Below are 22,254 nucleotides of genomic sequence, written 5' to 3'. Positions count from 1 at the left end.
TAATCAATGTTGTTTATTGTCTTCTTCGAATCGTTTGCGTTGTAGCGCCTCCTTCTTACGAAGTACCAGCCACAACACAAATACAATGAGATACGAGGCAGCTACAGTGACATACTTCTCAGTATCGCTGATTTCCGTATTGCGGGGAAGGAAATAAGCGGCAGTAGCAGAAACGTAAATAAGCAGGGCCAACGTAAGCCCGGTAGATTTCTTTATTTTTTTCATTACCAAAGTTTTTTAGTCGTCTTGAAATACCAGATATTAAACCAGAAGCCGGCCAATACAGCAGCCAAAAGAGCTATCGGCAGCGCATACTGCGGCTGAAGTCCGAGTCCTTCGGGAGCAATGCAAATATAAGTGGTGCATACAGCCGTCATGAACAATGCGGGAAAATAGGTGATATAAAAATAATGCCCTTTTTTCTCACGCACCAGATAAACGGTAATTGCCCACAAGGTGAAAACAGACAAAGTCTGGTTGGCCCAAGCAAAATAGCGCCAAATCATATCAAAGCCATCCTTGTCGCGCAGGCTGTAAAGCAACAACCCGATGGCCACCAGGAACATCGGTATGCAGATATATAAACGACTACGCATGGATTTTTGTTCCATTCCCAAGAAATCAGCCACGATAAGACGTGCCGAACGGAAAGCCGTATCACCACTGGTAATAGGGGCGGCAATGACACCCAGAATAGCCAATACTCCACCTACGGCGCCCAGCCAGTCTTTTGTAATGGCATCTACAATAATGGAGGCATTCGTCTCTTCCATGCCATTCTGATGGAAAAAGTAAGTGGCGGCGGCAGCCCAAATCAAAGCTACAATGCCTTCGGTTATCATGGCTCCGTAGAAGACGGGACGTCCGTGGCGTTCACTTGTCATGCAGCGTGCCATGAGAGGGCTTTGAGTAGCATGAAAGCCACTGATTGCACCACAAGCTATACTGACAAACATAATAGGGAAGATAGGCAACAAAGCCGCATTGGGATGTGTATTCTGCAAGCCGTTCCATATTTCAGGCAACTCGGGATGGTTGACATAGAGCATCACCAAAATACCGACAGCCATAAACAGCAAGGCTATGGCAAACAACGGATATATCTTGCCGATAATCTTATCTACTGGCAACAAGGTAGCCAGAATATAATAAGCAAATACTACAATAATCCAGAAAGTGGTATCCAAGCTGTCGGGGGTCAGCTTGGCAAGCAGTCCGGCAGGGCCTGCCACAAAGACAGCTCCCACCAATATCATCAGGACAACGGTGAAGCCACGCATCACCTGCTTAGTGGTCAACCCCAAATAACGTCCGATGATTTCCGGCAGGCTTTCCCCGTCATGCCGCAAGGAGAGCATACCGGCAAGATAGTCGTGCACTGCACCGGCAAAGATACTGCCAAGTACAATCCACAGATAGGATGCCGTGCCGAACTTGGCTCCCATGATGGCGCCGAAGATAGGTCCCAGTCCGGCTATATTAAGAAACTGTATCATGAAAATCTTCCAAGTAGGCAGTGGAATGTAATCCACACCATCGGCTCTTGTAAGGGCAGGTGTTTTGCGGTCATCGGGACCGAAGACGCGTTCTATAAAGCGTCCATAGATAAAATAGCCGGCTATCAACGCCAGCAGGCAAAGCGTAAATGTAATCATGGCGTGTTAATATCTTTAATCTATGCAAATGTAACAGTTTCCAAGTAAACAGCACAAAATAATCGGGTGTTTTGCTTATCTTCGCCGAGAAAAATGATAGAAATAAAGAAGAAAAGAGAAAAATGAAACGAATTATTTCCATTTTACTATATATAGCCATCTTGCTGCCGCTTGCCGCACAACCGCCCAAACATGAAGTACGTGCCGCCTGGATAACCGCCGTCTATGGGCTGGACTGGCCGCAGACACGCGCCACTTCGCCCGAAAGCATCCGCAAGCAGCAGGCCGAACTGATTGAAATATTGGACAGACTGAAAGCCGCCAACTTCAACACCGTACTGTTCCAGACCCGTACACGGGGAGATGTCCTCTACAAATCGGCCATCGAGCCCTACAACTCCATACTGACCGGAAAGGTAGGCGGCGACCCCGGCTACGACCCGCTGGCTTTTGCCATAGCCGAATGCCACAAGCGCGGCATGGAGTGCCATGCCTGGATGGTGACCATTCCTCTGGGCAACCGCAAGCATGTGGCCGCCCTCGGTAAAGAGTCCGTCACCAAAAAGAAACGCGCCATCTGCGTACCCTACAAACGCGAATACTTCTTGAATCCCGGACATCCGCAAACCAAAGAGTACCTGATGAGCCTTGTCCGCGAAGTGGTGGAACGCTACGATGTAGACGGGGTACACTTCGACTACCTGCGCTATCCGGAAAACGCCCCCCGTTTTCCCGACAGCTACGACTACCGCAAATACAGCAAAGGACGCAGCCTTGCCCAATGGCGCAGAGACAACCTGACGGAAATAGTGCGCTATATATATAAAGGTGTAAAAGCCATGAAACCCTGGGTAAAAGTCAGCACCTGTCCGGTAGGAAAATACAAAGACACTTCCCGCTACCCTTCCCGTGGCTGGAATGCCTTCCACACCGTCTATCAGGACGTGCAGGGTTGGCTGGGCGAGGGCATCCAGGACCAGATTTATCCGATGCTCTATTTCCGTGGCAATCATTTCTATCCCTTTGCCCTTGACTGGCAGGAACAAAGTAACGGACGCCAAATCATTCCCGGTCTGGGCATCTACTTCCTCGACCCCAGCGAAGGGAACTGGACGCTGGACGAGATTGAACGGCAGATGCACTTTATCCGCGCCCACGGTCTAGCGGGCGAGGCACACTACCGCGTGAAGTATCTGATGGACAATACGCAAGGGCTTTATGATGCGCTGGAAGAAGACTTCTATACCGCCCCGGCCCTGCAACCCGCCATGCCGTGGATAGACAATGTAGCTCCTACACCTCCCGCCGGACTCACGGTGGAAACACCGGAAAACGGCTATTGGAAACTAAGCTGGCAACCCGCCACGGATAATGACAAGCGGAATGCTCCGATGTATGTAATCTACGGTTCGGACACCTATCCCGTAGATACCTCCAATCCGGAGAATATCCTGGCACAACGAGTACAAGGCACGGAATATACCTATGCCCCCATCCGCCCGTGGACTGCCCGAAAATATTTTGCCGTGACAGCCATAGACCGTTGCGGAAACGAAAGCGAAGCTATTCAGCAGCAGTGACACAGACAAAAGCCCGGTAACGGCTCTTCGGAGTGACCGGAACCAGAGGCAGATAGCCGGAAACAACCCTGCCGTCCTTCACCACCAGCGGATAACTTTGCGCATCCTGCTCATGCCGCTCCATCAAAGCTTCATGGGTCGGAAAGCAATCGATGGAGAAACGTCCCTCCCCACCGGGGACAATGAAATGATCACTAAGCACATGGGAAACGATTCCCATATTCATCCGTAGATTTATTTCGACATGGGGGTTGATGGCATACGGATGCCCTTCCTTCTGACGGCAGACCATCATGTCCACACCCAAAAAACCCGTATAAGATGTAGCATAACCCGTTTCCAATGCCTTCTGCATCATATTGCGTATGCGCACAAATGCTTCAAAGGGCACATATTGCTGAATCCATTCCTCCACTTGCCCATCTGAAGTAAGGATATTACCACGATAAGCCCCCTTGTCATCCGTAACAAAACGGGAATAGCCGACAAAAAGAAGCTTTCCCCGGCCATCCGAATAAAATTCCATGGCAAAATCTTCCACCTTATCAAATATAGGCTCCATCACAAAACCTCCATTTTCTTTCAGCGCCCTACTACACCAATCGGAAACATTTTTCGTAAAGCCATGACGGCACCAACACAATCCCTTCCCACTTCCCGACCAAAGTGATTTAAACACACATCCCTCTTTGTAACGACCAATAATATCCAGAGAGATAGCCGTAGTTCCACCATCAGCCTCCACCAAGCAACAACCGTCACCACAAGTATAATCTATTTTATTGGAATAGAAAAGTGCACGAAAAGCCAAAGCGTTACTACGGGCAGCCTTCATACGATATTTATCCAAAGCATCCGGCGTAGGAAGATTCCTTTCCAGAACACCGCCTTTCAACATCCGTTTACGGATAGCGGGATTCCATCCCCAAGGCATTACCCGCACATCAGCATAATCGGGCAGCTCCGGCTCTGTCACCAAATGTACATCCAGCCGGAACAACTGTTGCATCTGTTTCAGATAATCTGCATTATAGGCGGAAGGGGCCAGTACCCCACTACCCGGCCGGGCATACCAAATCGGTAACAAAGCCAGGTCTTCAGCCATACGGCGGATGGTAGCGGGCGCCATATAATTTTCTTCATTATTTCCCAATGCCATATCTGCATCAGGATTGAACACATAAAGTTTCATCTTTCAAATGTTAACCAATTACTCACGTTTTGTATGAGAGTGCAAAGTTATATAATATTTTGCCATCTCTACTTTGCAAATCTATAAAAAAGCCGTATATTTGTCGCCCGATAAACCGAATTTAAAGCATGGAAGCATTTTACCGTACACACGCTTATCTCGTAGAGCATACCAATGCCCCCGTACGCCGCGACCTAATGGACGAAATAGACTGGAATGACCGTCTTATCGGTATCAAAGGCACAAGAGGCGTAGGTAAGACTACTTTCTTGCTGCAATATGCCAAAGAGAAATTCGGCACAGACCGCTCCTGCCTCTTCATCAACATGAACAACTTCTACTTCTCCGGACATGGCATCGTGGAGTTCGCCGCCGAATTCCAGCGCCGCGGAGGAAAAGTGCTGTTGATAGACCAAGTATTCAAATACCCGGAGTGGAGCAAGGAGCTGCGCATATGCTACGACCGTTTCCCCAACTTGAAAATCGTATTCACCGGTTCCTCCGTAATGCGCCTGAAAGAAGAGAATCTGGAGTTGCGCGACATTGTGAAAAGCTACAACCTGCGCGGCTTCTCCTTTCGCGAATACCTGAACTTGCAGACGGGCATGAAGTTCCATGCCTATCCGCTGGAAGAAATTCTGAGCAACCACGAACAGATAGCCAAAGGCATCCTCTCCAAAGTACGTCCATTGGACTACATGCAAGACTATATGCACCACGGCTTCTACCCATTCTTCCTTGAAAAGCGTAACTTTTCGGAGAATCTGCTCAAGACGATGAACATGATGGTGGAAGTAGACATCCTGCTTATCAAACAAATTGAGCTGAAATACCTTTCGAAGATAAAGAAATTACTATATTTGTTGGCCGTGGACGGGCCGAAAGCGCCGAATGTCAGCCAACTGGCAAACGACATACAGACCTCCCGCGCCACAGTAATGAATTACATCAAGTATCTGGCAGACGCACGGCTCATCAATATGGTCTATCCTAAGGGAGAAGAATTCCCCAAGAAGCCGTCGAAGATAATGATGCACAATTCAAATCTGATGTATTCCATCTATCCCGTCAAGGTGGAAGAACAAGACGTATTGGACACTTTCTTTGCCAACACAATGTGGAAGGACCACAAAGTGAACAAGGGCGACAAGAACATCTCATTCATGGTAGATGAGGTGATGCCTTTCAAGATTTGTCCGGAAGGAACAAAGATAAAGAATAATCCGGGAGTTACTTATGTACTGCATAAGGCGGAAATAGGCCGAGGCAACCAAATACCTCTCTGGTTATTCGGTTTCTTGTATTAAGAGAGAGATTTTTTCACTTAAATAAATAATTCAATTTAGTTATGACTAAACAGAAGAAATTCATTACTTGTGATGGTAACCAGGCTGCTGCACATATCTCGTATATGTTCTCCGAAGTAGCTGCCATCTACCCCATCACCCCCTCTTCTACGATGGCTGAATACGTAGACGAATGGGCTGCCGCAGGTCGCAAGAACATCTTCGGCGAAACAGTATTGGTACAGGAAATGCAGTCAGAAGGCGGTGCTGCAGGTGCCGTTCACGGCTCTCTGCAAGCTGGTGCGCTGACTACCACTTACACAGCTTCACAAGGTCTGTTGCTGATGATCCCTAACATGTACAAGATTGCCGGTGAATTCCTGCCTTGTGTATTCCACGTATCAGCACGTACATTGGCAAGCCATGCACTGTGTATCTTCGGTGACCACCAGGACGTAATGTCTACCCGTCAGACCGGTTTTGCCATGTTGGCCGAAGGCTCTGTACAGGAAGTTATGGACTTGGCCGGTGTAGCTCACTTGGCTACTATCAAGAGCCGTGTTCCGTTTGTCAACTTCTTCGACGGTTTCCGTACTTCTCACGAAATCCAGAAGATTGAAATGCTGGAGAACGAAGACCTCGCTCCGCTTATCGACCAGGAAGCTTTGGCTGAATTCCGCGCACGTGCATTGAACCCGATGAACCCGGTTGCCCGTGGTATGGCCGAAAATCCTGACCACTTCTTCCAACACCGTGAATCTTGCAACAACTACTATGAAGCAGTTCCGGCTATCGTTGAGGAATACATGAACGAGATTTCCAAAATCACAGGCCGCAAGTACGGTTTGTTCGATTACTATGGTGCAGAAGATGCAGAACGCGTTATCATCGCCATGGGTTCTGTAACAGAAGCTGCCCGCGAAGCTATCGACCACCTCGTTGCCAATGGCGAAAAGGTAGGTTTGGTTGCCGTCCACTTGTATCGTCCGTTCTCTGCCAAGCACTTCCTTGCCGCCGTTCCCAAGACAGCCAAGAAGATTGCCGTACTGGACCGTACGAAAGAACCGGGTGCTAACGGCGAACCGTTGTACCTCGACGTAAAAGACTGCTTCTACGGTGCAGAGAATGCTCCGGTTATCGTAGGCGGCCGTTACGGTTTGGGATCCAAGGACACTACTCCCGCGCAAATCCTCGCCGTTTACAAGAACCTGGCTATGCCGATGCCGAAGAACCACTTCACTATCGGTATCGTAGATGACGTTACCTTCACTTCTCTGCCCCAGGAAGAAGAAATCGCATTGGGCGGCGAAGGCATGTTCGAAGCCAAATTCTACGGTTTGGGCGCTGACGGTACAGTAGGTGCCAACAAGAACTCTGTGAAGATTATCGGTGACAATACCGACAAGCACTGCCAGGCTTATTTCTCTTACGACTCCAAGAAATCAGGCGGTTTCACCTGCTCACACCTGCGTTTCGGTGATACTCCTATCCGCTCTACATACCTGGTAAACACGCCTAACTTCGTGGCTTGCCACGTTCAGGCTTACCTGCACATGTACGACGTAACCCGCGGCTTGCGTAAGAACGGCTCTTTCTTGCTGAACACCATCTGGGAAGGCGAAGAGCTGGCCAAGAACCTGCCTAACAAGGTGAAGAAGTACTTTGCACAGAACAATATCACTGTTTACTATATCAATGCTACTCAGATTGCACAAGAAATCGGTTTGGGCAACCGTACCAACACCATCCTGCAATCCGCATTCTTCCGTATCACCGGCGTTATTCCGGTTGACCTGGCTGTAGAACAGATGAAGAAGTTCATCGTTAAGTCTTACGGCAAGAAGGGTGAAGACGTTGTCAACAAGAACTACGCAGCAGTTGACCGTGGCGGCGAATACAAGCAACTGACCGTTGACCCGGCTTGGGCCAATTTGGCAGACGACGCCAAGGCTGAAAACAACGATCCTGCATTCATCAACGAAGTGGTTCGTCCTATCAACGCACAAGACGGTGACTTATTGCCGGTATCTGCATTCAAGGGTATTGAAGACGGTACTTGGGAACAAGGTACTGCCAAATATGAGAAACGTGGTGTAGCTGCATTCGTTCCCGAATGGAACGCTGAAAACTGTATCCAGTGTAACAAGTGTGCATACGTTTGTCCTCACGCTTCCATCCGTCCGTTCGTACTCGATGCTGAAGAGCAGAAGGGTGCCAACTTCACTCAACTGAAGGCTGTAGGTAAAGCATTCGACGGTATGACATTCCGTATTCAAGTAGACGTTCTCGACTGTCTGGGTTGCGGCAACTGTGCCGATGTTTGTCCGGGCAACCCGAAGAAGGGTGGCAAGGCTCTGACTATGAAACACCTCGAAAGCCAATTGCCGGAAGCTGCTAACTGGACCTACTGTGCTGAAAACGTAAAAAGCAAACAACACTTGGTTGACATCAAGGCCAACGTGAAGAACTCCCAGTTCGCTACTCCGTTGTTCGAGTTCTCAGGCGCTTGCTCCGGTTGTGGTGAAACTCCGTACGTTAAACTGATTTCCCAGTTGTTCGGTGACCGCGAAATGGTAGCCAACGCAACAGGATGTTCTTCCATCTACTCCGGTTCAGTACCTTCTACTCCTTATACTAAGAACGAAAAGGGTCACGGTCCTGCTTGGGCAAACTCATTGTTCGAGGACTTCTGCGAATTCGGTTTGGGTATGGAGCTTGCCAACGAAAAGATGCGCGCACGTATCGTGAAGGCTATGGAAGATGCCATCGCAGCAGAAGGAACTCCGGCTGAATACAAAGAAGTATTCCAGGCTTGGATTGAAAACATGTACGATGCAGACAAGACCAAGGAACTGGCCGAAAAGATCATCCCGATGGTAGAAGCAGCCAAAGACAAATGCGACAGCTGCAAGACTATCGCCGGTCTGTCTCAATACCTGGTTAAACGCAGCCAGTGGATTATCGGTGGTGACGGTGCCTCTTACGACATCGGTTACGGTGGTCTCGACCATGTAATTGCAAGCGGTAAGGACGTCAACATCCTCGTACTGGATACTGAGGTTTACTCCAATACAGGTGGTCAGTCTTCCAAGGCTACTCCGGTAGGCGCCATCGCCAAGTTTGCCGCTGCCGGTAAACGCGTACGTAAGAAAGACCTCGGTCTGATGGCTACTACTTACGGTTATGTATATGTTGCTCAAATCGCTATGGGTGCCGACCAGGCTCAAACCTTGAAGGCTATCCGCGAGGCAGAAGCATATCCCGGCCCGTCACTCATCATCGCTTACGCTCCGTGTATCAATCACGGTCTGAAGGCAGGCATGGGCAAGAGCCAGGCAGAAGAGGAAAAGGCCGTTAAGTGCGGTTACTGGCACTTGTGGCGTTACAACCCGGCTTTGGAAGCCGAAGGCAAGAATCCGTTCACGCTGGATAGCAAGGAACCGGATTGGAGCGGATTCCAAGACTTCCTGAAGGGTGAAGTTCGTTACGCATCCGTAATGAAGCAATATCCGCAGGAAGCCGAAGAGCTGTTCAAGGCCGCCGAAGAAAACGCTAAATGGCGCTACAACAGCTACAAGCGTCTTTCCAAAGAAAACTGGGGCGCTGAAGTTACAGAGTAATTCCTTAATTACTAAATAGAAAATAGAGGCTGTTCCCGAACTGGATGCAGCCTCTATTTGTTTTAAATAAAAACATTAAATATCAAAAAGTTATGATCGGATTTATTATTTGGGTTATTGGGGTGGTCCTTGCAGTCAAGGCTGTACTCGAAATCATGAGATGGCCGGTAGACGGAGTAAAGAAGCTCTTGGTCGCAATCATCATCCTGCTCACAAGCTGGATTGGAATCTGTGTTTACTACTTCTGGGGAAGAGAAAACCTGCCCCAAATACTGAAATAAGTTCCGGTATCATCAAACAGAAGTAAACAAACGTGTATTAAGAACAAGGGGATAGGCAATAGTTATCCCCTTCTTTTCAGAAACTCGGTAGGACTCTCCCCAAACTGTTCCTTATAGCATTTTGTGAAATAGGAAGGTGACGAAAAGCCCACTTCATAAGCAATCTCCGCTACTGTCATATCAGAGGAGGCAAGCAGTGAGGCAGCCTTTTTCAACCTCATCTGGCGCAGCAGCTCATTCGGCGAATAGTTGGTCAGCGATTTCAGCTTACGGTAAAGCTGCACACGGCTCATACCCATATTCCGTCCCAAATCCTCCACATTGAGTTCCGCATCTTTCATCCTCTCCTCGACAAGCGATTTGAAGCGGGAGACGAAACCCTTATCCAAATCACTGATGGTTTCCTTCTCAATAGTCTGGTTATCTCCGAAGAACTGCCTCAACTGACGGCGGTTTGCAATGAGATTGCGGACACGAGACAAGAGCAACTGCGAATTGAATGGTTTGGAAATATAAGAATCGGCACCGCCATCATAGCCCTGGATACGCTGTTCGTCCAGCGAGCAGGCCGTCAGCAGAATCACCGGGATATGGCATGTCTGCAACTCGCTCTTCAAACGGCGGCAACATTCCACACCATCCATACCGGGCATCATTACATCCGAGATAATCACATCCGGCACATACCTCATGGCCAGCCTGATACCCTCTGCCCCGTCCGCCGCATCCAATACACGGAATTCGTTCGACAACAGTGACTTCACATAGCTGCGGATATCCGCATTATCGTCAATTACCAGCACAGTAGGACAATCAGCCTCAACCACCTCTTCGCCTGCCTTCACTTCCGTATCTATCAGGGTAGACGACACGTCCTTCTCTTCAGCAGGCAACGTCACTATAGTGGGATGGTACTGCGAAACATCCTGCTGCGGGAAAGTGACAGTGAAAGTAGTGCCTTTCTCGTCACTGCGTGCCGCAATGTTACCACCATGCATCTCTACAAAGGCACGTACCAGCGCCAGTCCGATACCGGTACCGGCCTGATGCCCGTCCACTTGATAGAAGCGCTCGAAGATAGCTTCCACATCGGTCGAAGAAATGTAACTGCCGGAATTGAAGACGGACAGACTGTAGTTCTGTTCCGACTTTAACAACCGTACGGTGATTTTCCCGTTCTCCGGCGTATACTTCACGGCATTGGAGAAGAGATTGAAGTAAATGCGCTCCATCTTCTCTGCATCCGCCATCATCCGGAAGTCCGTATCGGAAGATGCCTCAAAGCTGAAAGCAATATGTTTCTTCAGCAACGCCATGCGGAAAGAGTCGTTCCAGCCCCGGAAACTGTCGAGCAAATCAAAAGGTTCGAGATGGAGCTCCATGCGCCCGTTCTCCACCTTTCGGAAATCAAGTATCTGGTTGACCAGGCGAAGCAGGATATGCACATTCTTTTTCATCAGCTCGAGGAGCTGGCGCGGCTGTCCGTCGAGGGTGCGGTTGGCAAGAAGCTGCTCTATGGGATCGGCTATCAATGTCAGCGGAGTACGGAAATCATGCGAAATATTCGTGAAGAACACCAGCTTGGCATGCGTAGCCTCCTCCAGTTCATGGGAAAGCTGTTCCAACTGCGACTTCTGTACTTCCAACAGTTCCTTCTGCTGTATCAACTGGGTTTTCTGTTCCTCCAATTTCTTTTTCTGCATGGACAGCTCACGGTTCAACCGATTCTTGACACGCAAGGAGAGGTAGACAGCCACCAACAAGCCGACCAGCAACAATAGGGCGGACAGACTGCCGTACAAGACAACCTGCTGCGTGGCATAACTGGCTAAATACTGGTTTATCTTTCCGTTCAGGGTTTCTATCTTTCCATCCAGGGTGCCGATGTGGGCGGTCTGCATCTTCATGATGAGAGCATTGTCGCGGTCGACGACGGAAGTGCCCAGGATAGTTTCACGGGGAAAATCACGCTTGTTCAGGATATCCATGGCAATCTGCATCACGCGGTCGCCACCGGTAGGATATATAAACGTGGCATCCAGTTCGCCGGCAAGCACTTTCTCCACTCCGTAGTCTTTGCCGGGCAGGGCGTCTATGCCGATGAACCGCATTTCCTTCTCCCGCCCCTTGCGGGCAGCGGCAGCATAGGCTCCGGCCGCCATACGGTCATTCTGCGCATACACCAGGTCGATATGCGGAAAGCGGCTCAGCAGGGTATCCATTTTCTCTCCGGCCTTGAGTTGCAACCAGGCACCGTCTACAGCGGCCAGCAACCGGATACCGGGATAAGCGGATATAGCCTTCACAAATCCCTGATGACGGTCTACGGCAGGTGTGGAGCCCACCAAACCGGAGATTTCCACCACATCTCCCTGCCCGTGCAGCACATTGGCCACATACTCTCCCACAGCTTTCCCTATCTCGTAGTTGTCTGCACCGACGTAAGCTGTATATTTGTCCGAAAGGATTTTACGGTCCACTACAATCACCGGAATGCCCCGGTTGTATGCCTCCTCCACAACCGGAGTTATCGGAGTGGCTTCATTCGGGGCCACAATCAGCAGGTCCACCCCTTCGGCTATCAGTTCACGAATGTCTTTTGCCTGACGGTCATTATCGTCGACGGCAGTACGGATGTCCACCTCCACATCTTCGTAGAAATGGGCTTCACGGAGTATCTCACTGTTCATCTGGTGCCGCCATTCATCCTCGCTACATTGGGAAACGCCGATACGGAAACGTGCCTCGCGCCGGGAGCAGGCAACCGCCACTCCCCAAAGCACGAGCAAAAAGAATAAAATCCGAAGGTTATGTTGTCTCATCTTCACTTTCCTCTGATTTAAGATTGCAGATGAGCAAAGATAGCGAAAAATGTGAAAAGAATAAGAAAAATCTATGCCAGCCTTTCTTTCAAGGCGTCCGGCAATTCCGGCATGGCACCGCTCTGGGTACATACATAGGCAGAGACTTCCACTGCCAGTTTATGGGCATCGGGCACCTGCTTCCCGCTGAGAATGGCAGCGGTGAAGGCTGCCGTGAACGAGTCACCGGCTCCAACGGTATCCGCCACCGGTACCTTGGGCGTCTCCTGGAAAGAAACCACTCCCGGAGTGAACACATAGCTGCCATTCGTTCCACAAGTCAAGATAAGCATCTTCAGATTATACTTGGCCAGCAGAATCCAGCATTTGTCCTGCAAGTCGATGCCCGGGTAGCCGAAAATACGGCTGATGGTCACCAGTTCCTCATCGTTTATCTTGAGGATGTTGCAGCGGCGCATGGATTCGCAGAGTATCTCTTTGGTATAGAAACCCTGGCGGAGATTGATGTCGAATATCTTCAGTTGTCCCTCCGCATCGGGCATCGTGTCGAGAAAGCGGTTGATGGTGATGCGGCTTGTTTCGCTGCGTTGCGCCAAAGAGCCGAAACATACGGCACGCGTGTTCAGTGCCAGACGCTTCAGTTCGTCGGTAAAGGGGATGTTGTCCCAGGCCACGCCTTCCTTTATCTCATAGCACGGCACGCCCACGGCATCGAGCGTCACCTGCACCGTTCCCGTGGGGTAAGGCACGCGCTCTATCTGGGTGCGCAGCCCCTTCCGGGCGAACACATCCAGAATCTCGTCCCCATCCGCATCGGCACCTACGGCACTGACCACACGGCTGTCGAAACCAAACTGCGATGCATGGTAAGCAAAGTTTGCCGGAGCACCGCCTATCTTCTTTCCTTCGGGGAGGCAGTCCCACAAAGCCTCGCCCATACCTACTATTATCTTATTCATAATATTATATTGTTTAATGAATGATATATTTTATTCACGGCAAACTCAATGTCCTACCCGCTGCAAACCTAATAAAAAAGTTCCTAACTATAGAATGAAAAGTTGCCAATTATCTATTAAAAAGTTTCTAAGAACTAAGGATTATCTCTATCCCAAGGCTTGGGATAGACATCCGCAACCTTGGGACAGATATCCGCAGCCTTGGGATATGTATCCGCAGCCTGCGAACAAAGATTACCGCTTCATACGCAGCATATAGAAGAACAAGTACACTACCCCTACCGTCATCACAGCCACGGCACCGCTTTGTCCTACAGCATCACTTGCCAAGCCCATTGCTATCGGAAATACCGTACCGCCGAAGAGCCCCATAATCATCAAGCCGGAAACCTCGTTCTTCTTTTGTGGCATAGCAAGCAACGCTTGGGAGAAGATAACCGGAAAGATGTTCGAATTGCCGAAACCGATAAGGGCAATGCAAATGTATATCATTGTCTTTTCATGGAAAACGAACAACCCTACCATCGCCGCCAACATACATAACACGCTGATGCCGAAGAAGGTTCGGGGAGTCATCTTCTGAAGAATGAAGGCTCCGAGAAAGCAACCCGCCGTGCGGAAGATGAAGTAAAGGCTGGTGGCAAAGCCGGCATCGGCCAGCGTCATGCCCAGACGCTCCATCAGGATTTTGGGCGCTGTGGTATTCGTACCTACATCAATGCCCACATGGCACATGATGCCCAGGAAGCAGAGAAAGATAAACGGCTTGCCCAGCAGGGCGAGGCACTCCCCGAAGGTGGAAGGGCGTCCCTCTTCCTTTTCCTCGCGGATGGAAGTACCGCTCAGCCAAAGAATGGCAATCACCGCAATGACCATATAGACCGGGAACAGTACCCTCCAGCCCATGCCCAGAGACGGAATGGCCTGCGTAGCTCCCCACATGGCAATGTATGGAGCCAGAAACGAAGCAATGGCTTTTACAAACTGTCCGAAGGTGAGCGAACTTGCCAGCCGCTCGCCGCTTACGATGTTGGAAAGCAGCGGGTTGAGCGACGTTTGCATCAGCGCATTACCGATGCCCAGCAATGAGAACGAAAGCAGCATTAGCACGTAGCCGTCTCCGAAAACCGGGAGAAGTAAAGAGGCAAACGTGATGACCAGACTGAGAAGCACCGTCTTCTTGCGTCCGATGCGGTTCATCAGCATACCCGTAGGTACGGAGAAGATGAGGAACCAGAAGAACACCAGAGACGGGAATATGTTAGCTTGCGAGTCGGTCAGGTTCAAGTCGGCCTTCACGTAGTTGGAGGCGATGCCCACCAAATCCACAAAGCCCATGGCGAAGAAGCAAAGCATGACCGGAAAGAGCTTTGCCAAAGAAGAATTCTTAGTATTTTTCATGCTGAAGATTATTATCTGTTATTTTAATCCGAGTTTGTACACAGTAAACGAGGTGACATTGCAGCTTCCACCTTTAGCATAGAAACTGATACGGTTGTAAGGTTCCGACGGGAATACAAGATTTGTCATGGCAAAACGTCCGTCGTTGCCAAACGCTTCAATGCTCGACTTGTCTACGAACAAGCGGAGTTTCATTTCATTGCCACCCTCGACAGGAGCCACGGTCACTGCAGGGAAGTCCTTGCTGAACGACACCTCACCACTCTTGGTACGGTCTATGGTGAACGTCTTTTCCGCCAGGTTATAGTACATCTCCACCTCCTCGCCTTTCGAGTTAAAGAGCTGGAATCCTATCACATCCGCATCCTTATTCTTGATGGTCATTTCGATTTCATACGTTCCGGAATTGTCATTCAGCAGTTTGTCCAGATTATACGTGCGGTCTACCTTGAAAGCACGCTTCTTGCTGCCTTTATCCCTCAGTTTCAGCAATTCGGGAGACGGGGTTACCTTTACATAGGTTTCACCCTCCGAGGTATAGAGCGAAAGGTCACGCGGCACGGAGTTGGCACTACGATATTGACGGGTGGGCACATCATTGGCATATTGCCAGTTGCTCATCCATGCCAATGCAATGGCACGTCCTGCAGGGGCATTGCTCCAAGTGACAGTTGCATAATGGTCTTTTCCCCAGTCCATCCATTTCGTCACTGCGGGAGACTCGTTCACGAATTTCTTACCGTCAAATGTCCCTACGAAATATTGTGTGGCAGAGCCACCGAACGGTCCGCCCGGATTGAGGTTACAGACGAGTACCCACTTCTTCAGTTCCGTACCTTCAACCGGCAGTTCAAGCAGGTCGGGACACTCCCAGACTCCGCCGTGAGCACCTTGTCCTTCACCGAATTTGCTCTCCAGCGTCCAGTTCTTCAGGTCGGCAGAAGAGTATATCTCCATTTCCTGCCCTACGGCAAGAACCATAATCCATTTCTTGGTATCTTCGTGCCAGATGACTTTAGGGTCACGGAAGTCGCGCTGCGTGGAAGTCAGGATGGGATTTCGCGCATACTTCTTGAAGTTTTTTCCGTTGTCAAGGCTATAGGCCATGCTCTGTACTTGGCGGTCGCTTGCCGATGTGTAGAAAGCAATGACGGCACCGGCACCAAACCCGGCCGTATTATCCTTGTCGACAACACAAGAACCACTGAATATTGTTCCCAGCGCATCGGGCGAAATGGCATCTCCGTGATGCTCCCAAGTGACGAGGTCCGTACTGGTGGCATGTCCCCAATGCATGTTCCCCCACATGGAGCCGTAGGGATTATGCTGGTAGAACAAATGGTAAACCCCGTCTTTGTAGAACATTCCGTTAGGATCATTCATCCAACCGTAAGCCGGGCTGAAATGATACACCGGACGGAACTTCTCCCGGTTCGAAACATCGAATTCATCCGACAGTTTCATTTCTTCCCAGCATAAGGCCGAATCCGAAATAAGCTGGAAGTTGAAAGAGAGATGTTTATTATCGAAGCCAGTCAAATCGACCGGAACAAAATAGTCAACCTTATTGACTGCCAATCGCACGTTCATACTGCGTACAACATCATTGTCTGCTATCATATACAATTTTGCCTCCGGAGAAGCCTCTTCCACCGGCAGCAGCAAAAACTTCTTCTGCTCGTCAATTTGGACGATACTCTGTCCGTCACCCAGATGTTTAATCACGAAAGGAGGATTTATGGCCTGGCATGTGAAGACAGCCACGGTAGTTCCTAATATAAATACGGTAAGCGTCCTTCTGATTGTCCGCCAAAAGTCTTTTAAATGAATCATGTTTCTGTTGGTATTAAATTAATTATGTTTTTCTACCATGCAAAGATACGCCACCAAGCAGCAGGAGACTATCTTTTTTGTTTCAAAGCATACTACAAATGTTACATTCAGTCTAAAATAACACAAATTAAATTCCTCATCTCCATATTGATTTAAGCATCCAGGCATCCAACTCCATTTTCGTCCCCTTCTTCTGCGCAAAAAGTTCGATACCGGTTTGAGCCTCGCCCGGATAGGTTAATAATGTGAATACATCCTTCCCGTCATTGGCAAAGATTTCAATACTCGATTTGTCTACAAATATATGCAAATGTATCTTATTATCTACCGGTTCCACCCTGGCATATGCCATACGGCTGAATTTAGGAATCTGCACATCGGAGCAATGGGTACGGTCAATCACCAGATTATGTGAATCCGTATCATAGCTGACCACCACTTTGCGCCCTTCACCCACACACAAATTCAAGCCAAAGGTGTTGGATACGTCAGTAGAAAACGAAGCATCGAGTTCGTAGACATTCTTATCGGGAACAAAGCCGGGTAACCTCTGTGTCCCCACCGATAAAGCACGTTTCACCGATGCAGGCTTATGGCGAAGTGTTTGCAACTGTTCCACCGGCTTCTGCACCAGCCTCACGCCTTCCTTGTATGTCTTCAGTTCCAGGTTGCGGGGAATGGACCAAAAGCCCTTCCCATACTTCGATGGAGCTACCGGTGCATAGTCCCAGGTTGCAACCCAGCCCATCGAAATTTTGGAATCCAACGTTCCGTCAAAATCCTGAAATGTACGGGATGCATAAAAGTCCAGCCCTTTGTCCACATATAGAGGCTCTGCAGGATGGTTATCCATCAGCTTAAAAGAAGTGCCGTCGAAGTCTCCTATAAAGTATTGTTCTTGCGCCCAGTTTACAGATACGACCATCACCCACTTTTTCTTGTCAGAATCCCCGTCAACCGACAACTGGAATAAATCCGGGCACTCCCAAGACTTTTCACTGTCACCGGCAGGGCCGAAATCACTGGTCCAAGTCCAGTTTTTCAAATCAGGAGAGGTATAAAACTTGATTTTCTTCTCCAGGGCCTTGGCTACAACCATCACCCATTTTTGAGTCGGCTCGTGCCAGAAGACGGTAGGGTCCCTAAATTCCGTACTCCAAAGGTCCAGAACCGGGTTACCTTCGTAATAATGAAATGTCTTTCCGTCATGACTGAAAGAGATGCCCTGCGCTTGTTTCTTGGAGTCCTTCTCAAAAACGGTGTAAGCCGCCACATAAGCACCTTTGCCGAAACCGGCAGTGTTGTTCTTGTCTACGACTGCAGAACCGGTGAAGTAACTGATATTGTCATCTGCTCCGGTCATGGCATAAGGGGTTATCTGTTGGTAATGTACCAAATCTGTAGATTCGACTTTGCCCCACCAGTACATATGATATTTACCCTGATAGTACATGAATCCCGAGGGGTCACCAATCCATCCCTTCTCCGGACTGAAATGATACTGAGGACGATAAGGCTCTTTGTATAAACTGTCTGAATTCATTTGTGCACCGGCAGACAATGTTCCTGCCACTAAAAGTGCACCCAATATAGTCGGTATCTTCATTTTCTGTATTTTCATTAAAAGTTCATCTTTACCCTTGCATCTTTCAGTCTCCAAACTTCGGCAGCAACTTCCGTTGTATTTCCGTCAGAGAATAGTTCCAATAGCGTACTGTTTTCTTTCAGAGGAAAGATTCTTGTGGTGAATGCATCCTCATCATTAATAAATCCTTCCACCACAGAACCGTCTATAAACAGACGAATCTCCACCGGCTTGGTTGTATCCAACCGATACCGATCCCTGCGGAGCTTCAAAGGAATGTGTGCACGCAAGGAAGAATGCGTCTGGTCCACAATAAGTTCCTCCTTTTCCACATCATAATACATCAGGCTATATTCGCTATTATCCGGATTCTTACACAATGTAAATCCAAACCGTTTTGCGTCACCGGGATAAAAAGTCGCCTTGACTTCAAGCTGATGTTCCCTTCTGCTCACAATGCGCGGTTTCGCAGCAGTCAATGCCTGCCTGGAATAAACCGTGGATTGTTCACGCAATTGTTTCATTACGGGATGGGGTGTTTGGCATAGTTTTCCATCTTTCAGCTGCCATCTTCTGGGCATACTATAGAGATGCGCCCATCCTTGTTCATAAGTGGCCTCCCCTCCTATTTCATCGGGTATAATGGCAATGGCAGCAACATCCCCTTCCGAAGTCTCCACAACAGAAGGGGACAGCAAGCGGTTGATGACCTCCAGATTTTGAGGAACCGGATTGTCCGGTATAAACTTTTCATTCTTGAAATCTCCTATCCAATACTGGCAACGCGCAGGTATGCCTTTATGAGGAACCCTATTCACCAAAAGAACATACTTGCCGCCCATCTTCTTAAAGACCGGCATTTCCCAGAAAATACCGGAGTCATCCACTTCCGGATTGCCCTCAAACAGCAAATGTACAAAATCCCATCTCTTCAAGTCCGCCGATTTATAAAGCAGCAAAGCCCCGTGGGGTGTATCGGTCTGCTCAATGCCGAAACCGATAATCATATACCAGACATCACCCTCTTTCCAGACATACTGGTCACGCATGTCCGTACGGGTATATCCGGCAGGCTTCTCGGCAATAACCGGATTACCCGCATATTTCTCCCATTCTATCAACGCAGTATCTTTTGGAAAAGCAATACCCACTCCCATCTTGTCTCCACCGGCTGTGTATATCAGCTGGGGGATACCGTCATCATTGATAACAGCATGCCCGGACCATATTCCATTCTTGTCATAAGCAGCATCAGGAGTCAAAGCCGGCTTTTCCTCCGTCCAATGAAGCATATCGGGACTGCTGAAATGTCCCCAATTTATCTGTCCCAGGAAGATTGCAGAAGCATTCTTCTGATTGAATATATGATATTTACCTTTATAAAGAAGTAAACCATGCGTCTCATTCGTCCAGTTGGCAGCCGGTAACAGATGATAGCGGGGACGGTTGAAGTCCTTCGCAAAACGGGTTTCCGGAATAGCCAAAACCGGAGTCTTCTTCAATCCTAAGGCAATCTCGTCTCTCCATGCAGACGAATCATCGGAAAAGGGAGTGAGGCTTATCCCGTCAATCAACCCGTTTATAGCCGTAACATCGTACATCCAAACCTTCTTTTCCCTGAAATCCTTACCTACCCGAAGCATCATTTCACCATCTTGCAAGTTCCGGGGCCATACCTCTACACTCATCCTCTGCCCATTCAGGCAAACCGATTCATTATTCAAATCAAGGACTACATGCAGCCACTTGAAACGGTCGACTTTTGTCTTTAATGAACAGTAAGAGTATGAGCCATTCTGCCCCATTCCCAACAGCAGCTCACCATAACGGTCTACACATACCGCTACAGATGTTCCTGCCATGTCTCTGATTCCCATAAAGGCAGCAGTATCCGTCGGATAAGATTCCAGAGCAAACCATCCGGACAACGACGAAACATCTCCTTCCGTGGTTGTATCCATCCAAGTGGAATACCCGTCTGTACGAAGGGCTTTACCTTCGACTCCGGTAACAAATTCCGGTATTTCCTTTATAGTGTACAAATTCAACAATGACTTGCCGTCACTGGAGAGTAAGGGGTCCTGCCCATCAAACGACCATGTTTTTTGAGCAAAAGCTGCATTCAAAGAAAGCAATAGACAGCCCAATATAGAATAGGCAAAGTGTTTCATAATAAAAGATTGTTTAAAGGAAGAGGGGGAAACGTTTGTTTCCCCTCCCTTCCGTTTTTATTTCAAAATATAATTAGTTGAACGGAGCATAACCGGGATTCTGTACATACTTGCCTCCAGAAAATCCGTATTGATTGTTCGGAACCGGATAATACTCATCCTTTCCACCCGTAAAGTGCGCATTGGCATAATAAATGCGATTGTCTGACTCCGCAGCGATGTACTTGTTCATGGTTGTTTCCACTATGCCCCAACGGACCAGGTCGAAGAAACGTTCACCTTCCAAAGCCTTCTCCAGACGTGTTTCCCAACGGAGGGCCTGACGGGCATAATCCTGATTCCAGACATCAGCAGGATAAGGATTGACAAGGTAGTTGGCCGCATAGTTGGAATGGTCGTTGAAATCCTTTACATAGGCGCTGTTCCGGGCACGATTGCGTATCTGATTAATCAAATCACGGGCAGTTTCGAGTCCATTGCCTTCATTGAGTTCAATAAGAGCCTCAGCTTTCCAAAGAAGAATATCCGCGTAACGTATAATCTGCCAGTTCAACTGTGAAGCCCCCCAAGGCCAGCCATTAAACATATCACTACTTTCCGGAGAAACCCAGAAGCGCTTCGCGCAATTATAGCCATAAGTTTCCTTATCACGCACCCATCCTTCACATGGTTTGTCCGGGTAAGTTTTCCAAGTTATAGTAGGACGGCCCACAACAAAATCGAGACGCGGGTCTACATTGGGAGTCGTGTTTTGTAAAGTATAAACCCCATTGTTCAATACCGCCCAACTATAATCAGACTTTGACTGATAATTAAAATCGGGCAGACCGTTTGCATCTGTCTGATAAGCATTAATCAGGTCTTGGCTGGGCAGGAAGAAACCGTCACCTCCGTAAGGGCTGCCTCCACCCGGAGAATTCAACAGATTGCTCCAATTGATGCGGCCGGCACTTTCGGTACCGTCATTCATGGAATATTGAATGGCAAAAACAGACTCTTTACCGTTTTCATTAGCTACTAAATCCAATCCCTGGAAATCGTCAAGCAAACCGTAACGATTGCTGGCAGTCACCTGGTCGCAAAGCGAAACGACTTCCCTCAGCAGCTCTTTATTGATGGAAGTTACGGCATGCGTAGTCTCATCTTGCTGATACGCCTGGTACAGCTTGATTTTAGCCGCATAGGCCAGTGCTATGTATTTATGAATACGCCCTACCTCCGGCTGTGATGCAGGAAGCTGTTCGGCGGCATCAAGCATCTCCTCGGCCAGCATACTCAGAATCTCGTCACGGGTAAACTCATTGTTCGGAATATCCGGATATTGGGAAATCTCAACGTTCTCATCAAAATAAGGTATCTTGTTGAAAAGGCGGCTTAATTCAAAATAATAATGGGCACGAAGCACTTTCATCTCCGCAATACGGGATACACGTCCGTTCACCTGCTCATCTGTTGCAGCATTCAGTACGCGCAATGCAGAGTTACAACGCTGCACACTGCAATATAGATGATACCACTTGCTGTCCAGAAATCCATTGGTTGCATCCATATCAAATGTCTCCATACGGTGCACTTCATTAAGGTCACCGACACCGCCACCGCCTTTATAGGCATTATCCGAACGTACCTCACCATAGGTCCAATTGGAAGTAGGATGACACCATACACTCCAGCTCTGTCCCTCGGGACCACCCAAAGCTGCATACGCGGCATTCACCAAAAGGTCGGCACCTTCTGTAGAAGTCATAATATCTTCGTTCAAGCTACCCTGGGGCTTCAAATCCAGGAAACGGTCTTCATTACAACTTGCAGTCATCAGCGCTACTGCGCCAAGTATATATAAATGTTTCAATTTCATAATAGTATAGT

General features: G+C 48.7%; 14 protein-coding genes. 4 read left to right on the top strand and 10 right to left on the bottom strand.

Going from position 1 to position 22,254, the window contains the following annotated elements:
• Positions 1-3: 3 nt before the first annotated feature.
• Together EYA81_RS13875 and EYA81_RS13870 are read right to left on the bottom strand one after the other, a co-directional pair.
• Positions 4-225, bottom strand: coding sequence for a hypothetical protein (locus tag EYA81_RS13875; protein ID WP_005826297.1), 222 nt, complete (start codon positions 223-225; stop codon positions 4-6).
• Positions 225-1,655 (bottom strand): carbon starvation protein A, encoded by a 1,431-nt coding sequence (locus EYA81_RS13870; protein ID WP_117601447.1) that lies wholly within the window; start codon positions 1,653-1,655, stop codon positions 225-227. The genes EYA81_RS13875 and EYA81_RS13870 overlap by 1 nt, the downstream gene beginning before the upstream one ends.
• 122 nt (positions 1,656-1,777) lie before the next feature.
• Here EYA81_RS13870 and EYA81_RS13865 point away from each other — a divergent pair, with 122 nt between their 5' ends.
• Positions 1,778-3,235 carry a glycoside hydrolase family 10 protein gene (locus tag EYA81_RS13865; protein ID WP_227186475.1) on the top strand — a complete coding sequence of 486 codons (1,458 nt, stop codon included), beginning with the start codon at positions 1,778-1,780 and terminating at the stop codon, positions 3,233-3,235.
• On the opposite strand, the gene EYA81_RS13860 is transcribed toward EYA81_RS13865, so the two are convergent.
• The gene (locus EYA81_RS13860; RefSeq protein WP_117601445.1) at positions 3,219-4,427 is read right to left on the bottom strand and encodes a hypothetical protein; all 1,209 of its coding nucleotides are present in this window, start codon (positions 4,425-4,427) and stop codon (positions 3,219-3,221) included. The genes EYA81_RS13865 and EYA81_RS13860 overlap by 17 nt on opposite strands.
• 128 nt (positions 4,428-4,555) lie before the next feature.
• On the opposite strand from EYA81_RS13860, the gene EYA81_RS13855 reads away from it, so the two are divergent.
• The 3 genes from EYA81_RS13855 (at position 4,556) to EYA81_RS13845 (ending at position 9,614) form a co-directional block, all read left to right on the top strand.
• On the top strand, positions 4,556-5,734 hold the full coding sequence (locus EYA81_RS13855) for an ATP-binding protein (RefSeq protein ID WP_117965112.1): 1,179 nt from the start codon (positions 4,556-4,558) through the stop codon (positions 5,732-5,734).
• Positions 5,735-5,775: 41 nt separating this feature from the next.
• A complete protein-coding gene (gene nifJ / locus EYA81_RS13850; RefSeq protein WP_117601443.1) occupies positions 5,776-9,333 on the top strand; it encodes a pyruvate:ferredoxin (flavodoxin) oxidoreductase in 3,558 nt (1,185 codons plus the stop codon).
• A gap of 92 nt (positions 9,334-9,425) precedes the next feature.
• Entirely contained in the window at positions 9,426-9,614 is a 189-nt protein-coding gene (locus EYA81_RS13845) for a hypothetical protein (protein ID WP_117601458.1), read from the top strand.
• A gap of 62 nt (positions 9,615-9,676) precedes the next feature.
• Here the strand turns inward: EYA81_RS13845 and EYA81_RS13840 are convergent, their stop codons facing one another.
• The 7 genes from EYA81_RS13840 to EYA81_RS13805 all read right to left on the bottom strand — a co-directional run bounded on the left by EYA81_RS13840 (position 9,677) and on the right by EYA81_RS13805 (position 22,243).
• Complete coding sequence (locus EYA81_RS13840; protein WP_117601442.1) at positions 9,677-12,436, bottom strand: substrate-binding domain-containing protein; 2,760 nt, start codon at positions 12,434-12,436, stop codon at positions 9,677-9,679.
• Positions 12,437-12,507: 71 nt separating this feature from the next.
• Positions 12,508-13,395: a carbohydrate kinase gene (locus EYA81_RS13835; protein ID WP_005835617.1), complete on the bottom strand. Its 888-nt coding sequence runs from the start codon at positions 13,393-13,395 to the stop codon at positions 12,508-12,510.
• Between the two features lie 234 nt (positions 13,396-13,629).
• Positions 13,630-14,796 (bottom strand): MFS transporter, encoded by a 1,167-nt coding sequence (locus tag EYA81_RS13825; protein ID WP_131225922.1) that lies wholly within the window; start codon positions 14,794-14,796, stop codon positions 13,630-13,632.
• Between the two features lie 18 nt (positions 14,797-14,814).
• The gene (locus EYA81_RS13820; RefSeq protein WP_061411199.1) at positions 14,815-16,629 is read right to left on the bottom strand and encodes a GH32 C-terminal domain-containing protein; all 1,815 of its coding nucleotides are present in this window, start codon (positions 16,627-16,629) and stop codon (positions 14,815-14,817) included.
• A gap of 136 nt (positions 16,630-16,765) precedes the next feature.
• Positions 16,766-18,250, bottom strand: a complete 1,485-nt coding sequence (locus tag EYA81_RS13815) for a glycoside hydrolase family 32 protein (protein ID WP_131225920.1) — start codon at positions 18,248-18,250, stop codon at positions 16,766-16,768.
• Positions 18,250-20,385 (bottom strand): glycoside hydrolase family 32 protein, encoded by a 2,136-nt coding sequence (locus tag EYA81_RS13810; protein ID WP_061411203.1) that lies wholly within the window; start codon positions 20,383-20,385, stop codon positions 18,250-18,252. The genes EYA81_RS13815 and EYA81_RS13810 overlap by 1 nt, the downstream gene beginning before the upstream one ends.
• Positions 20,386-20,458: 73 nt before the next feature.
• The gene (locus tag EYA81_RS13805) at positions 20,459-22,243 is read right to left on the bottom strand and encodes a RagB/SusD family nutrient uptake outer membrane protein (protein WP_061411204.1); all 1,785 of its coding nucleotides are present in this window, start codon (positions 22,241-22,243) and stop codon (positions 20,459-20,461) included.
• Positions 22,244-22,254 lie beyond the last annotated feature (11 nt).

This window comes from Bacteroides sp. A1C1 (assembly GCF_004328515.1).
In the GTDB taxonomy this organism is placed as follows: domain Bacteria; phylum Bacteroidota; class Bacteroidia; order Bacteroidales; family Bacteroidaceae; genus Bacteroides; species Bacteroides uniformis.
Note: the sequence above shows the minus strand (reverse complement) of the source record. Positions and strands in the feature narration are given on the sequence as shown.

Coding starts and splice junctions, on each gene's coding strand:
- EYA81_RS13865 (WP_227186475.1), top strand. CDS start 1,778: ATGAAACGAATTATTTCCATTTTACTATATATAGCCATCTTGCTGCCG.
- EYA81_RS13875 (WP_005826297.1), bottom strand. CDS start 225: ATGAAAAAAATAAAGAAATCTACCGGGCTTACGTTGGCCCTGCTTATT.
- EYA81_RS13835 (WP_005835617.1), bottom strand. CDS start 13,395: ATGAATAAGATAATAGTAGGTATGGGCGAGGCTTTGTGGGACTGCCTC.
- EYA81_RS13825 (WP_131225922.1), bottom strand. CDS start 14,796: ATGAAAAATACTAAGAATTCTTCTTTGGCAAAGCTCTTTCCGGTCATG.
- EYA81_RS13820 (WP_061411199.1), bottom strand. CDS start 16,629: ATGATTCATTTAAAAGACTTTTGGCGGACAATCAGAAGGACGCTTACC.
- EYA81_RS13805 (WP_061411204.1), bottom strand. CDS start 22,243: ATGAAATTGAAACATTTATATATACTTGGCGCAGTAGCGCTGATGACT.
- EYA81_RS13845 (WP_117601458.1), top strand. CDS start 9,426: ATGATCGGATTTATTATTTGGGTTATTGGGGTGGTCCTTGCAGTCAAG.
- EYA81_RS13870 (WP_117601447.1), bottom strand. CDS start 1,655: ATGATTACATTTACGCTTTGCCTGCTGGCGTTGATAGCCGGCTATTTT.
- EYA81_RS13860 (WP_117601445.1), bottom strand. CDS start 4,427: ATGAAACTTTATGTGTTCAATCCTGATGCAGATATGGCATTGGGAAAT.
- EYA81_RS13855 (WP_117965112.1), top strand. CDS start 4,556: ATGGAAGCATTTTACCGTACACACGCTTATCTCGTAGAGCATACCAAT.
- EYA81_RS13810 (WP_061411203.1), bottom strand. CDS start 20,385: ATGAAACACTTTGCCTATTCTATATTGGGCTGTCTATTGCTTTCTTTG.
- EYA81_RS13840 (WP_117601442.1), bottom strand. CDS start 12,436: ATGAGACAACATAACCTTCGGATTTTATTCTTTTTGCTCGTGCTTTGG.
- EYA81_RS13815 (WP_131225920.1), bottom strand. CDS start 18,250: ATGAAAATACAGAAAATGAAGATACCGACTATATTGGGTGCACTTTTA.
- nifJ (WP_117601443.1), top strand. CDS start 5,776: ATGACTAAACAGAAGAAATTCATTACTTGTGATGGTAACCAGGCTGCT.